General features: G+C 64.4%; 10 protein-coding genes and 1 pseudogene. 8 read left to right on the top strand and 3 right to left on the bottom strand.

Annotated elements, in window-relative coordinates; all coding sequences use genetic code 11:
- Together groL and HMPREF2967_RS04315 are read left to right on the top strand one after the other, a co-directional pair.
- On the top strand, positions 1–1562 hold a 1562-nt coding region (gene groL / locus HMPREF2967_RS04320; RefSeq protein ID WP_070685162.1), incomplete at its 5' end, for a chaperonin GroEL.
- Between the two features lie 169 nt (positions 1563–1731).
- Positions 1732–4004: pseudogene (locus tag HMPREF2967_RS04315) on the top strand (excinuclease ABC subunit UvrA).
- 223 nt (positions 4005–4227) lie between these two features.
- On the opposite strand, the gene HMPREF2967_RS04310 reads toward HMPREF2967_RS04315, so the two are convergent.
- On the bottom strand, positions 4228–4527 hold the full coding sequence (locus HMPREF2967_RS04310) for a WhiB family transcriptional regulator (RefSeq protein WP_070564990.1): 300 nt from the start codon (positions 4525–4527) through the stop codon (positions 4228–4230).
- Positions 4528–4894: 367 nt separating this feature from the next.
- Here HMPREF2967_RS04310 and HMPREF2967_RS04305 point away from each other — a divergent pair, with 367 nt between their 5' ends.
- Entirely contained in the window at positions 4895–5512 is a 618-nt protein-coding gene (locus HMPREF2967_RS04305) for a sigma-70 family RNA polymerase sigma factor (RefSeq protein WP_070521539.1), read from the top strand.
- A gap of 118 nt (positions 5513–5630) precedes the next feature.
- Positions 5631–6470: a hypothetical protein gene (locus HMPREF2967_RS04300; protein WP_070685160.1), complete on the top strand. Its 840-nt coding sequence runs from the start codon at positions 5631–5633 to the stop codon at positions 6468–6470.
- An 85-nt stretch (positions 6471–6555) separates the two neighbouring features.
- On the opposite strand, the gene HMPREF2967_RS04295 is transcribed toward HMPREF2967_RS04300, so the two are convergent.
- The gene (locus HMPREF2967_RS04295) at positions 6556–6930 is read right to left on the bottom strand and encodes a DUF5319 domain-containing protein (protein ID WP_070521533.1); all 375 of its coding nucleotides are present in this window, start codon (positions 6928–6930) and stop codon (positions 6556–6558) included.
- A gap of 149 nt (positions 6931–7079) precedes the next feature.
- On the opposite strand from HMPREF2967_RS04295, the gene guaB reads away from it, so the two are divergent.
- Together guaB and HMPREF2967_RS04285 are read left to right on the top strand one after the other, a co-directional pair.
- Positions 7080–8594 (top strand): IMP dehydrogenase, encoded by a 1515-nt coding sequence (guaB, locus tag HMPREF2967_RS04290; protein WP_070685159.1) that lies wholly within the window; start codon positions 7080–7082, stop codon positions 8592–8594.
- 9 nt (positions 8595–8603) lie between these two features.
- Positions 8604–9764 (top strand): GuaB3 family IMP dehydrogenase-related protein, encoded by a 1161-nt coding sequence (locus HMPREF2967_RS04285; RefSeq protein WP_070685158.1) that lies wholly within the window; start codon positions 8604–8606, stop codon positions 9762–9764.
- Positions 9765–9811: 47 nt separating this feature from the next.
- Here HMPREF2967_RS04285 and HMPREF2967_RS04280 read toward each other — a convergent pair whose 3' ends face one another.
- Positions 9812–10564: an EamA family transporter gene (locus HMPREF2967_RS04280; RefSeq protein ID WP_227486141.1), complete on the bottom strand. Its 753-nt coding sequence runs from the start codon at positions 10562–10564 to the stop codon at positions 9812–9814.
- Between the two features lie 303 nt (positions 10565–10867).
- Here HMPREF2967_RS04280 and HMPREF2967_RS04275 point away from each other — a divergent pair, with 303 nt between their 5' ends.
- Together HMPREF2967_RS04275 and guaA are read left to right on the top strand one after the other, a co-directional pair.
- A complete protein-coding gene (locus HMPREF2967_RS04275; protein ID WP_070685157.1) occupies positions 10868–11794 on the top strand; it encodes a LysR family transcriptional regulator in 927 nt (308 codons plus the stop codon).
- Positions 11795–11818: 24 nt separating this feature from the next.
- A complete protein-coding gene (guaA, locus tag HMPREF2967_RS04270; RefSeq protein WP_070685155.1) occupies positions 11819–13387 on the top strand; it encodes a glutamine-hydrolyzing GMP synthase in 1569 nt (522 codons plus the stop codon).
- Positions 13388–13599: the final 212 nt, after the last annotated feature.

The following is a 13599-nucleotide window of genomic DNA, read 5'->3' as shown; positions in this document are numbered from 1 at the left end:
CGCTGGCCGACGCCGTCAAGGTCACCCTCGGCCCGCGCGGCCGCAACGTTGTGCTGTCCAAGGCTTTTGGTGGCCCGACCGTCACCAACGACGGTGTCACCATCGCCCGCGACATTGACCTCGACGATCCTTTTGAGAACCTCGGCGCCCAGCTGGTGAAGTCCGTGGCCGTCAAGACCAACGACATCGCCGGTGACGGTACGACTACCGCCACCTTGCTGGCCCAGGCTCTCGTCTTCGAAGGCCTGCGCAACGTTGCTGCCGGCGCTAACCCCATCGAGCTGAACAAGGGCATCGAAGCGGCGGCTGAGAAGGTCGTCGAGGAGCTCAAGAAGCGCGCCACCCCGGTGAACTCCTCCGCGGAGGTCTCCCAGGTTGCCACCGTTTCCTCCCGCGATGCGGAGGTCGGCGAGATGGTTGCTGGCGCGATGGACAAGGTGGGCAAGGACGGCGTCGTGACCGTCGAGGAGTCCCAGACCATCGAGTCCACCGTGGACGTCACCGAGGGCATTTCCTTCGACAAGGGCTACCTCTCCCCGTACTTTGCGACGGAAGAGGAGACCTACAACGCCGTGCTTGACGACGCCGCAATTCTCCTCGTCCGCAACAAGATCTCCTCCCTGCCGGACTTCCTGCCGCTGTTGGAGAAGATCGCGGAGTCCTCGCGCCCGACGCTGATCATCGCTGAGGACATCGAGGGCGAGCCGCTGCAGGCACTCGTGGTGAACTCCATCCGCAAGGTCCTCAAGGTCGCCGCCGTGAAGTCCCCGTACTTCGGCGAGCGCCGCAAGGGCTTCATGGATGACCTGGCTGTTGTCACCGGCGCTACCGTCGTCGACCCTGAGGTTGGCATCAACCTCAAGGAAGTTGGCCCGGAGGTTCTCGGTTCCGCTCGCCGCGTCACCGTGTCCAAGGAAGACACCGTGATTGTGGATGGTGCCGGTACCGCCGAGGCCGTCGAGGAGCGCCGCGAGCAGCTGCGCCGCGAGATCGAGCGCACCGACTCCACCTGGGATAAGGAGAAGCTCGAGGAGCGTCTGGCCAAGCTGTCCGGTGGCGTTGCCGTCATCCGCGTTGGTGCCGCTACCGAGACCGAGGTCAACGAGCGCAAGCTGCGCGTCGAGGACGCCATCAACGCCGCCCGCGCGGCCGTTGAAGAGGGCGTCATTGCTGGCGGCGGCTCCGCGCTGGTCCAGATCTCCCAGGAGCTCGAGGCTTTCGCCGAGGGCTTCGAGGGTGAGGCCAAGATTGGTGTGCTGGCTGTGGCTCGCGCGCTGACCCGCCCGGCCTACTGGATCGCCGAGAACGCAGGCCTGGACGGATCCGTCGTGGTCGCCCACGTTGCCGAGAAGGCCAACGGCGAGGGCTTCAACGCCGCCACCCTGGAGTACGGCAACCTGCTCGAGCAGGGCATCATCGACCCGGTGAAGGTCACCCACTCCGCCGTGGTCAACGCCGCCTCCGTGGCCCGCATGGTGCTCACCACCGAGGCTTCCGTTGTAGAGAAGCCCGCCGAGGAAGAGCCGGCACAGGCTGCGCACGCGCACTCGCACGCGCACTAAACCGTGCGTGCGGGAAACATTCGTTTCCCGCACAACCACAAGGGTTCCCGCGTAGCCACAAGGGTTCCCACATTGCCGTAAGGAAGGCCCGCTAACCCGCATTTTTGCGGGGCGGCGGGCCTTCGCCGTGGGGGCGGGAATCTCCGCCCCGGTACTAGACTGCTGAGCCGTGGAACAAGAATTCATCACCGTCACCGGCGCCCGCGAAAACAACCTCAAGAACGTGGACGTGCGCATCCCTAAGCGCAAGCTCACCGTCTTCACCGGCGTGTCTGGTTCCGGCAAGACCTCGCTGGTCTTCGATACCGTTGCGGCTGAACCGCAGCGTCTCATCAACGAGACCTATCCCGGCTTCGTACAAGGCTTCATGCAGGCCCCACCCCGCCCCGACGTGGACCGCTTGGAAGGGCTCACCGCAGCCATCGTCGTGGGCCAAGAACCGATGGCGGCTTCCGCGTGCTCCACGTTCGGTACCGCCACCGACATCACCGGGCACCTTCGCGTGCTCTTCTCACGCCTAGCCGAGCCCCGCGCCGGCGGCCCCGCGGCCTATTCCTTCAACGTGCCCTCCGCCTCCGGGCAGGGCGCCATCGATGTCAATGGCGTCAAAGAGGTGCGTCGCTTCGAGCGCACCGGCGGCATGTGCCCGAGGTGTGAGGGAAGGGGGAAGTGGGGGACGTCGACAAGCGCCAGCTCGTTGATGAGACTCTGACGTTGAACGATGGCGCCATCATGTACCCCGGCATGAAGGTGGGCTCGTGGATGTGGCGCGCCTACGCCGAGTCTGGGCTGTACCCGGCCGACGTGCCGGTCCAGGACTTCACTGAGGAACAGAAGCGGGACCTCTATGAGACCGAGACCAAGGTCAAGGTTGGCGGCATCAACATGAGCTACATGGGGCTGGTCACGCGTTTGAAGACGAACGTGTTGAGCAAACCCGTGGAGTCCCTGCAGAAGCACATGCGTGCCTTTGTCGAGCGCGCGGTGGTCTTCATCGACTGCCCGGAGTGCCACGGCACGCGCTTGGCGCAGCACGCGCGCGAGTCCTACCTCAACGGCGTCTCCATCGCGGATGTCTGCGCCATGGAGCTTGCCGACGCCTCCGCATGGCTCCGCACCATCAACTCACCGCTTGCCGTGGCCCCGCTGCGTGGGTTGGAGGCCGCCCTGGATTTGGGGCTGGGCTACCTGACGCTGGCGCGCCCGACGGGAACGCTGAGCGGTGGCGAGGCACAGCGCACGCGCATGGTGCGGCACATCGGCTCGGCGCTGACAGACGTCACCTACGTCTTTGATGAGCGGACCGCTGGCCTACACCCGCATGACGTCACGCGGATGAATGAGCTTCTCCTGCAGCTGCGCGATAAGGGCAACACGGTGCTCGTGGTGGAGCACAACCCGGCGACGATGGCGATTGCGGATTGCGTCGTCGAGCTTGGCCCCGGCGCCGGAGTGGCGGGCGGCGAAATCCTTTCCGTCGGTGCCGCACCGTCCGTCAGCGGGAAGGTGTCGTTGAAGGATGAGGTGCGCGAGCCCACCGGCGCGCTGGAGATCCGCGGGGCGCGCCATAACAATCTCAAGGACGTCGACGTGGATATTCCACTGGGCGTGCTCACGGTCATTTCGGGCGTTGCGGGATCCGGAAAGTCATCGCTGATGGAATGCCTGCCGGACGACGACCGCATCCTCGTTGTCGACCAGTCTTCGTTGTCTGGCTCGCGGCGCTCAAACCCGGCCACCTACACCGGTGCGATGGACGCGCTGCGCAAGGCCTTCGCCAAGGCCAACGATGGGGCCACGCCGGGAATGTTCTCTTTCAACTCGGAGGGCGCGTGCCCGGCCTGTTCCGGCGCTGGCGTGGTGACCGTGGAGTTTGGTGCGATGGACAGCGCGGATGTGCCCTGCGAGGTGTGCGAGGGCCGCCGCTTTGCTGCCGACGTTTTGGGCTACGAGCTGGCGGGCAAGAACATCGCGGAGGTACTCGCGCTTCCCGCGGTTGAAGCCGTGGAGTTTTGCCGCGAGGCCAAAGTTACTGCCGCCAAGCGCGTGTGTGAGCAGCTCGTTGCCGTGGGGCTGGGCTATCTGACGCTGGGGCAGCCGCTCTCGACGCTCTCCGGCGGCGAGCGCCAGCGGCTGAAGCTGGCGGTACGTCTGTGTGACCGGAAGGCCACTGCGGACATCATCGTGCTCGATGAGCCGACGGTGGGCCTGCATCAGAAAGATATTGACACTTTGCTGCGCCTCTTTGACGCGCTTGTCGACGACCACCTCACCCTCATCTGCGTCGAACACCACCGCGCCGTCCTAGCGCACGCCGATCACATCATTGATCTCGGTCCCGGCGCGGGCTCAGCCGGCGGCGAGGTTGTGGCGGCTTGCTCGCCGCGCGAGTTCCTCGACAAGGACACGCTGACCGCCCGCTACCTAGCGCAGGCGCTGTAAAGACTGGCGTCTTTCACCGGCTGCCCCTTGCCCGTGCTGGCTGCTGGATATCAGTGCAGGTGGGGGGAGGGGCGTGATGCTACTTAAAGAAACTTCGCAAAAGGCCCGCTGTGCGACGGCCCACGGCGGGCTCATCCAGTGGGGAGAGCAGCCTTGTCGCGTCCAGCCAATAGGGGTGGTGGTTTGCCGTCCTACCCCAAGGCTGGGAGCTGGCAGAAGCGGACTAGGCGCCGACGGTCGCGTGGGTGCGACGAGAACGCAGGGCAACGACGCGCTCCGACTCGCTCATGCCGCCCCACACGCCGTAGGGCTCGCCGGAGGCGAGAGCGTGTTCGCGGCACATCTCGATGACCGGGCAGGTGCTGCAAATAGCCTTGGCGCGGTTCTCGCGCTGGGCGCGGGCGCGTCCGCGCTCGCCGTCCGGGTGATAGAACACGTCAGAGTTTTCCCCACGGCATGCGCCATGAAGCTGCCAATCCCAAAAGTCCGTATTCGGCCCGGGGAGCAGGAAGGACTGAGACACGTTCGATTCTCCTTTGTCAAAGATAGAGTGCCCAGGCGCGGTGCGTGCTGTGGGCGCGCGGACCAACGCGGGATGAACTCCCGCGAGCGCCAGGGCGAGGTGAGACGAGATTGAAGTGTGTCCCCCTTGGGTAAACAGCGCGTTACGCAATGCTGACATGCAGGTATAACTGGCTAAGACTCCTCAACTGGAGCCCCTGTGACCTGCGCTTAAGGCTAAGATGAACGGTGTATGAATTTTTTTGAGTGGGGTCAAAGCTGGGGATGAGACCCGTCGTTTTGGGGTTTCGCCAAAAGGTTATGCCATGATGTTCATACAGAATATGAAGTAATGCATTAAGCAGAAGAGCAAAAGCAGAACGGCAAGGATGGCAGTGGCTACTCAGGCTACAGACGCGAGCGGATCCTCAACGGCGGCGAAGCGCGACAGCGATAAGGAATTAGCGGACCTCGTTCCGCTGGCCGTCGACGGTAGCCGCCGCGCCCTCCAGCGCATCATGCGGATCATTCACCCGCAGGTCCTGCGCTATTGCCGCGCGCGCATCGGCGGCCACCGCCAGCCCACGGCGGAGGACGTGGCGCAGGAGATCTGTTTGGCGGTGGCGACGTCTATTGGCACGTACAAAGATAAGGGCCGCCCGTTTATGGCCTACGTCTATGGCATTGCTGCTCACAAGGTGACCGATGCCCACCGCGCCCTGAGCCGCGACCACACTCACCCCACGGAAGACCTTCCGGAGGATGCTGCTCAGGACGCTACCCCCGAAGAATCCGCCCTTGCCGTGGACGGTAGTAACAGAGTGCGGGCCATGCTCGATACGTTAAGTGACAAGGCCCGGGACATTATCATCTTGCGTGTGTTCGTGGGGCTGTCGGCAGAGGAGACCGCGGAAATTGTGGAGTCCACCCCTGGCGCAGTCCGCGTGGCGCAGCATCGTGCACTCGCGCAATTGCGCAAATCCCTCGATTCGCACGAGACGCAGTGAACCAACAATGTGAACCAGCAGAGTGAACCAGTAATTGGGCTAGCCCAGAGCTAGCAGTGAGCCATCGGCACTTGGCACCGACAAACTAATAATTCTCTAATAAGGAAGGGAGGTCATCATGGCAAAGAAGGACGAGCCTCAGCAGGGTGTCGCTGAGCAGCTGCAGCCCTTGGTTGATGATGATGCATTCCTCACCACTCTCTCCGAAGGAACAGATCCCTCCGATGGCGGTGATGAACTGGCGGGGCTTCTGCTGGAGCTGCGCGGGGACGTCGAAAAGCAGATGCCTCCGGCCCCTCTCATTGAGGGCGCAGAGGAAGAGCCGGAGATCATTTCCCTCGGCGCGGCACGCCGCCGTCGAAGCAAGCCTTTCATGCACGGACTCATCGGGGCGGCCGCAGCTACGCTGCTCATCGCAGGTACCGGCGCTGTGGTCGTCAACGCCGGCCCGGGATCTCCGCTTTACGGCGTGAACCAGTCGCTCTTCGGCGCGGACGAGCACGATGTGTCCGTAGTGGAGCTTGCCGGAACGCTCGATGAGATGGAGAAGCGTTCCGCCCAAGGCGACATGGATGGCACCCGCCAGTTGCTTGAAGAAGCCCGGAAGATGGTGGACCAGGCTAAGCGGGAACGTGAGGCAGAGGCCCCTCGTACCACGAAGCAGCAGCCCAGCGCCACGGTGACGCAGACGCACACCGTGGAGAAGCCTGCCCCGGTGGAGGAGCAGCAGCCGCCGGAGCCGGAAACCGTAACGCAGACAGAGACTGCGGTTTCCACCGTCGTGGTGACCCGCACGGTTTCGGCGGGCAACCCGCTGAGCCCGCCGGAGCAGAACCAGCCGGAGCCAGGCCAGCAGGGCGGCGATCAGGCAACGCCTCCGCAAGGCGACAACTCCGACGGAGCTTCGGATGGCGCCACGGATAATGGCCAGCTCCCGCCGGCGCAATTCCAGCAATAAAACCACAAGGAACCTCTTCCCCCGCAACAGGAGGGAAGAGGTTCTTTCCGTTTAACGCGCGGTAGTTCTACCGCGCTGACCGCAGCTAGTAGCGCGAGTCCATGCCGTCGAGATAACCCACCGCATAATCCCAAGGGACGTAGCGCATCGGGTCCGGCTCCGCGCCCGGCTCGTGCACGGGGGCTAGCTGGCCTGCCAGCGTGGCCTGCATGTTGGAGGCCATGATGTCCCACTCGTAGAAGTGGTTCTCCTCGCAGTCCTCGCAGAAAAAGAAGATGCCATCGATGCCGCGCGGGCTTAAAACGCGCGCAAACTCTTGGACCATGGCCAGATCGTGGATGACGGCGAGACGGTCCTCCTCGGACAGCGGCTCGACGTGATCATCCTCCTCGAGGAAGGAAGCTGGGTCGTTCGGGTCGTCCGCGAAAGGATCGCGGGGCATGTTGGCGAAAAAGTTCACGCCTGCGAGCCTATTGACTCCGTGCGCGCATGGCAATTCCCTATAGATACCTATTCCTCTACCCACGGCTACCACTACGGGGCGTCCACGCACTACAGTGAGGGCTACCGCATAAAACTATCTGGTCAGTTTAGGAGAGCCCCACCCTCATGAGCCACGTCCACACCGGCGGAGACAACCCCGACAAGATTGCACTCTACGGCCTTACCTTTGATGATGTCCTGCTGCTTCCGGCAGAATCCAACGTCGTTCCCTCCGAGGTGGATACCTCGGCGCAGTTTACCCGCAACATTCGCCTCGGCGTGCCCCTGGCTTCCGCCGCGATGGACACCGTGACCGAGGCCCGCATGGCCATCGGCATGGCGCGCCAGGGCGGCATCGGCGTCCTGCACCGCAACCTGTCAGTTGAGGATCAGGCCCAGCAGGTAGAGATTGTCAAGCGCTCCGAGTCCGGCATGGTGACCGACCCGGTCACGGCTTCCCCGGACATGACCATCGATGAAGTCGATACGCTGTGCGCGCGGTTCCGGATTTCGGGCCTGCCGGTCGTCGATAAGCAGGGCACTCTCGTGGGTATCTGCACCAACCGTGACATGCGCTTCGAGCCGGATTTCTCCCGCAAGGTCTCCGAGATTATGACGCCGATGCCGCTCGTCGTGGCCAAGGAGGGCGTCAGCAAGGAGGAGGCGCTGGAGCTGCTGTCCGCCAACAAGGTGGAGAAGCTGCCCATCGTCAATGATGAGAACAAGCTCGTCGGCCTCATCACCGTCAAGGACTTTGTCAAGACTGAGCAGTTCCCCAACGCCTCCAAGGATGCTTCCGGGCGCCTGCTCGTGGCGGCGGGTATCGGTACCGGTGAGGAGTCCTACCAGCGCGCAGGCCAGCTTGTCGACGCCGGCGTGGACGTCCTCGTCGTCGACTCCGCCCACGCCCACAACAACCGCGTGCTGGAGATGGTCTCCCGCGTGCAGAAGGACTTCGGCGACCGCGTTGACGTCGTCGGCGGCAACCTGGCCACTCGTGCTGCGGCGCGCGACATGATTGAGGCTGGTGCCGACGCCATCAAGGTTGGCATTGGCCCGGGCTCCATCTGCACCACGCGTGTGGTGGCGGGCGTGGGTGCCCCGCAGATCACCGCCATCATGGAGGCCGCTGCGGTGGCCGGCCCGGCGGGCGTTCCGGTTATCGGTGACGGCGGTATGCAGTACTCCGGTGACATTGCCAAGGCGCTGGCTGCCGGCGCCGATACCGTCATGCTGGGCTCGATGCTGGCCGGCACCACGGAGGCGCCGGGCGATATCGTCGTGGTCCAGGGCAAGCAGTACAAGCGCTACCGCGGCATGGGCTCCATGGGCGCCATGCAGGGCCGCGGTCTGACGGGGGAGAAGCGCTCCTACTCCAAGGACCGCTACTTCCAAGCTGACGTTAAGAGCGAGGACAAGCTGGTGCCGGAAGGCGTGGAGGGCCGCGTGCCATTCCGCGGTGACATCGATGCCATCGTGCACCAGATTGTCGGCGGCTTGCGCGCCTCCATGGGCTACACCGGCTCCGCCACCCTGGCCGAGCTCAAGACCAAGCAGTTTGTCCAGATCACCGCTGCGGGCCTCAAGGAGTCTCACCCGCACCACCTTCAGCAGATCGTCGAAGCTCCGAACTACCGCTAAGGACTAATCATGCGCGATTACGTAGAAATCGGCGTGGGCCGCGAGGCTCGCCGCACCTATGACCTGAACCAGATCTCCCTGGTGCCGACTCGCCGCACCCGTTCCTCCAAGGACGTGGACACCTCGTGGCACATCGATGCCTATACCTTCGAGGTCCCGTTTGTCTCGGCGCCGACCGATGCGCTGGCCACCCCCGAGTTTGTTATCGAGATGGGCAAGCAGGGCGGCCTGGGCGTTATTAACGCGGAAGGCCTGTGGGGCCGCCACGAGGATTTGGAGGGCGCAATTGCCCGCGTGACGGAGAACTTCGGTGACCTGTCGACGCTGCAGGAGCTGCATGCAGCGCCCCTGAACGAGGAGCTGCTGGCCGAGCGCATCGCGCAGGTGCGCGATTCCGGCGTGACCGTGGCCGTGCGTGTCTCCCCGCAGCGTGCCCGTGAGCTGGCACCCGTGGTTATTAAGGCCGGCGCGGAGTTGCTGTTCATCCACGGCACCCTGATTTCCGCCGAGCACGTGCAGACTGGTGGCGAGCCGCTCAACTTGAAGGAGTTCATCGGTTCGCTGGATACCCCGGTGATTGCCGGCGGCGTGGCGGATTACACCACGGCCCTGCACCTCATGCGCGCGGGCGCGGCTGGCATCATCGTCGGCTCCGGTGTGAACACCAACCCGGAGACCGTCGGCATTGATATCCCCATGGCGACGACCATCGCGGATGTTGCGGCCGCACGCCGCGATTACCTGGATGAGACTGGGGGCCGCTACGTGCACGTGCTTGCCGACGGCGACATCTTCACCTCTGCAGACATCGCCAAGGCCATTGCTTGTGGTGCCGATGGTGTCGTTCTGGGTCCGGTCCTGGCCCGCGCGGCGGAGGCCGGCGGCAAGGGCTGGTACTGGCCGTCCACGGCCGGCCACCCGCGTTTCCCGCGCGGCATCATCGAGCCGGTTGGCGTGGCTGGCGCCCTCCTCGGTACCGACGCTTCCGGCGCTGACGCTTCTGGCACCGCCGAGGACGCTTCAGCGACCTCCCTTGAAGTCGTGCTCCACGGCCCGTCCAACGAGCCGCTGGGTGAGTTGAACTTGGTCGGTGGGCTCAAGCGCGCTATGGCCAAGTGCGGCTACACGGACCTGAAGTCCTTCCAGAAGGTGGGCTTGGCCGTTCGCTAGCCCGCCCGTTGTAACGCTGCTCCGCTCAACAAAGCTCGGGGCGGAGTTTATGTCACCGCTCCAGTGGCCGTGGCGCTGGCCTCAGTGGCCGTAGCGTTAGAGTCGCTGGCGCGCGATTTCGGGCGCCACGGCAGCTGGGGCTTCTTTAGGCGGCGTGGGCGCAGCGCTACCTTGCGGAAAACCACGCGCCCGCGCGCCGGCACCATGGTTTGCAACACCGAGGCCACCACGACCAGCCCGATGGCCGCGAGCTTGAGCTGAGATACGTTCTGGGAGAGCAAGAGCCAGCCAAAGAGCGCGGCGAAGACGGGCTCCAGGGCGATCAGGATGGAAAAGACGTTGGGGGCGAGCCTGCGCAGCGCAATGAACTCCAACGAATAGGGGATGAGCGAGGCCAGCACGCCCGTGCCTAGGGCGAGCATTAGGAGGTTTGGGTCGCTGGCCAAAGCCACCGCGCCGCGCCCGCCGACGGGCAGGAGCACGAGGCCACCGATGAGGAAAGCCACGGCCAAACCGTCTTGTCCGCTAAAGAGCGCACCGGCCTTCTTGCTAGCCAGGATATAGGCGGCCCACATCGCACCCGCGCACAGCAAGAAGAACACGCCTCGCAGGTCGAGAGGGTCTCCGTTGAAGGAGTCCAACCCCAGCAGGCCCATGCCGATGAGAGCGAGGACGACGCAGGTGGCGTCGCGAAGCGAGCGGGAGAGACACGCCGCCAGCAGCAGCGGGCCGAGGAACTCGATGGTGACCGCCGGGCCCAGCGCGACGAGCTCGATGCCGGCATAGAAAAAGCCATTCATGAGGCCCAGCGTGAGGCCGAAAATGGTGGCGGAGATCCACTTCCTCGCGGCTCCACTCGCGCACGCGCGGGCGCGCGATGAGGAGCAGAATCACAGCGGCGAAGAGCAAGCGTAGCGAGGCGGTGCCCCAGGGGCCTCCAATGGGGAAAATCTGGATGGCGAGGCTGGCTCCGAGCTGGAGGGAAATACACGAGCCGATGACGCACAGAACGGCAAACGGATTGGTCATGCAGTCCATTGTGGGGTGGGAAGAACTGTTAGTCTATCTACAGTTTTTAACACGTACCCGTTAGGGATTCTGTCATGTTGGACCTGCACCGCCTCCGCATTCTCTACGAGCTGCACCGCCTCGGCACCGTCACTGCGGTGGCGGAATCGCTGCGCTATACGCACTCGGCCATCTCCCAGCAGTTGGCGCAGTGTGAGAAGGACGTCGGCGTGGCGCTCTATGAAAAGGTCGGCCGGCGCGTGCGTTTGACGGAACAGGGAGAAATCCTGGCCTCCTACGCGGAGCGAATGCTCGCGTTGGCGGATGAGGCGGAGTCGCAGGTCATTGCGTCAACCAACGCGGTGCGGGGCACGATTAAGGTCACGACCTTTCAAACCATCATGTCCTCGCTGGTCCCGCGGGCGCTGACGGAGTTGGCCAGGGAGTACCCGGACCTGCGCGTGCAGATCATTCAGCGTGAAGCCGATGGCGCGATGGAGCTGCTGGCGCGCCGGGAGGTGGACCTCATCTTGGGTGAGGAGTACGAGTCGGACATGCCCGCCACGGATGAGCACACCCACCGGGAGCTGCTTCTCGACGACCCCCTCCGCCTCATCACCCCACTCACCGGGCCCTGGAGCGAGTTGCGCTTAGAGGATTTTGCAGCGCATGACGAGGAAATCCCCTTTGCCATGGACCCGGAGGAGTTTTTATTGGGGCGGTTCGTCCACCGGCTGTGCCGCCGGCATGGCTTTAACCCCAGCGTGCTCTATGAAACCCCGGACCCCTTTCTACATGCGCACCTGGTGCGCACCGGACACGCGGTGGCGGTGATCTCGGACCTTTTCCTCTACGAAATTGAGGGCATGCGCGTGGTTTCCTTGCCTGGTAATCCCACCCGCACGCTCTACACCGCGGTGCGCGCCGGGCGCGAGGGACACCCCGCCTTGCGGGCGTTTCGGGCGGCGTTGAGCAAGGCGGCTGCCACCGCTAAAGATTTTGGGCCACTCCCTGCGGTCTAGGGTGTGGGTTCTTGCGTTAAACTGATGACCGTGACTAACCCAAATACAACCCCGCGTCCTGTCCTCGTGGTGGATTTTGGCGCCCAGTACGCGCAGCTCATCGCCCGGCGCGTGCGTGAGGCCAACATCTACTCCGAGGTTGTCCCCAATTCCGCCTCCGTGGAGGACATCAAGGCCAAGAACCCGGCCGCGCTGATCCTCTCCGGTGGCCCGTCCTCCGTATACGCGGACGGCGCCCCCGCACTGAAGCCGGAGCTGCTCGAGCTCGGCATCCCGGTCTTTGGTATCTGCTACGGCTTCCAGTCCATGACCCAAGCCCTGGGCGGCACCGTGGCCTCCACGGGTGCCCGCGAGTACGGCCGCACGGACATGACCGTGTCCGGCGGTGTGCTCCACAAGGGCCTCGAGGACACGCACAAGGTGTGGATGTCCCACGGCGATTCGGTTTCTGAAGCCCCAGAGGGCTTTGAAGTCACCGCCTCTTCCGAGGGCGCTCCCGTGGCCGCCTTCGAGTGCCTGTCCAAGAAGATGGCTGGCGTGCAGTACCACCCGGAAGTTCTTCACTCGCCGCACGGCCAAGAGGTGCTCACGCGCTTCCTGACGGAGGTAGCAGGCCTGGAGCAGAACTGGACCGCGGAGAACATCGCGGAGCAGCTCATCAACGATGTGCGCGAGCAGATCGGCGAGGAAGGTCGTGCAATCTGTGGCCTGTCCGGTGGCGTGGATTCCGCCGTGGCAGCAGCGCTGGTGCAGCGCGCCATCGGTGACCGTTTGACCTGTGTCTTCGTCGACCACGGTCTGCTGCGCGCGGGTGAGCGTGAACAGGTGGAGAACGACTTCGTGGCGTCGACTGGCGCCAAGCTCATCACCGTCGACGAGCGCGAGGCCTTCCTCAACAAGCTGGCCGGTGTGACCGAGCCGGAGGCCAAGCGCAAGGCCATCGGTGCGGAGTTCATCCGCTCCTTCGAGCGAGCCGTCGACCAGGCGCTGGACGGCCAGGACGCCGCCTTCCTGGTGCAGGGCACGCTGTACCCGGACGTCGTGGAGTCCGGTGGCGGTGACGGTACCGCGAACATTAAGTCTCACCACAACGTGGGCGGCCTGCCTGACGACGTCGAGTTCGAGCTCGTCGAGCCGCTGCGCCTGCTCTTCAAGGATGAGGTGCGCGCGGTTGGCCGTGAGTTGGGCCTGCCGGAGGAGATCGTGGCGCGCCAGCCTTTCCCGGGTCCGGGCCTGGGCATCCGCATCATTGGTGAGGTCACCGAGGAGCGCCTCGAGACGCTGCGCCAGGCGGACCTCATCGCGCGTACCGAGCTGACCAACGCTGGCCTGGATGGCGAGATTTGGCAGTGCCCGGTGGTGCTGCTTGCCGACGTCCGCTCCGTCGGCGTCCAGGGCGACGGCCGTACCTACGGCCACCCGATTGTCCTGCGCCCGGTGTCCTCTGAGGACGCTATGACCGCGGACTGGACGCGCCTGCCCTATGACGTGCTGGAGAAGATTTCCACCCGCATCACCAACGAAGTCAAGGAAGTTAACCGAGTAGTGCTCGACGTGACGTCGAAGCCGCCGGGAACCATCGAGTGGGAGTAAAGCGAAGCAAACTCCCCGACGCTGCGTAGCACGGCCGTGCCTTGAATTAACAGGGCGCGGCCGCGCTCCCGTTTTCGGTCCCTGGTACCAAGCCCGCGTGGCTTGTCGTCGGCACCGTCTTTGTCGCCACGAGCTCCGACCGAGGCACGGAGTAGAGCGTTTGTGTTGCCTCGTTGCTGTACAGCTCCGCGAATCGGGCGAGAGCTCTCGCA

Origin of the sequence: Corynebacterium sp. HMSC059E07 (assembly GCF_001814395.1) — a bacterium.
In the GTDB taxonomy this organism is placed as follows: Bacteria; Actinomycetota; Actinomycetes; order Mycobacteriales; family Mycobacteriaceae; genus Corynebacterium; species Corynebacterium hesseae.
The sequence above is the reverse complement of the archived record's forward strand: the minus strand, read 5'-3'. Positions and strand labels throughout refer to the sequence as shown.

Bases quoted from the DNA above. Each gene is read 5' to 3' on its own strand.
- HMPREF2967_RS04275 (WP_070685157.1), top strand. From the start codon at position 10,868: ATGTTGGACCTGCACCGCCTCCGCATTCTCTACGAGCTGCACCGCCTC.
- HMPREF2967_RS04285 (WP_070685158.1), top strand. From the start codon at position 8,604: ATGCGCGATTACGTAGAAATCGGCGTGGGCCGCGAGGCTCGCCGCACC.
- HMPREF2967_RS04305 (WP_070521539.1), top strand. From the start codon at position 4,895: ATGGCAGTGGCTACTCAGGCTACAGACGCGAGCGGATCCTCAACGGCG.
- HMPREF2967_RS04300 (WP_070685160.1), top strand. From the start codon at position 5,631: ATGGCAAAGAAGGACGAGCCTCAGCAGGGTGTCGCTGAGCAGCTGCAG.
- HMPREF2967_RS04280 (WP_227486141.1), bottom strand. From the start codon at position 10,564: ATGAATGGCTTTTTCTATGCCGGCATCGAGCTCGTCGCGCTGGGCCCG.
- guaB (WP_070685159.1), top strand. From the start codon at position 7,080: ATGAGCCACGTCCACACCGGCGGAGACAACCCCGACAAGATTGCACTC.
- guaA (WP_070685155.1), top strand. From the start codon at position 11,819: ATGACCGTGACTAACCCAAATACAACCCCGCGTCCTGTCCTCGTGGTG.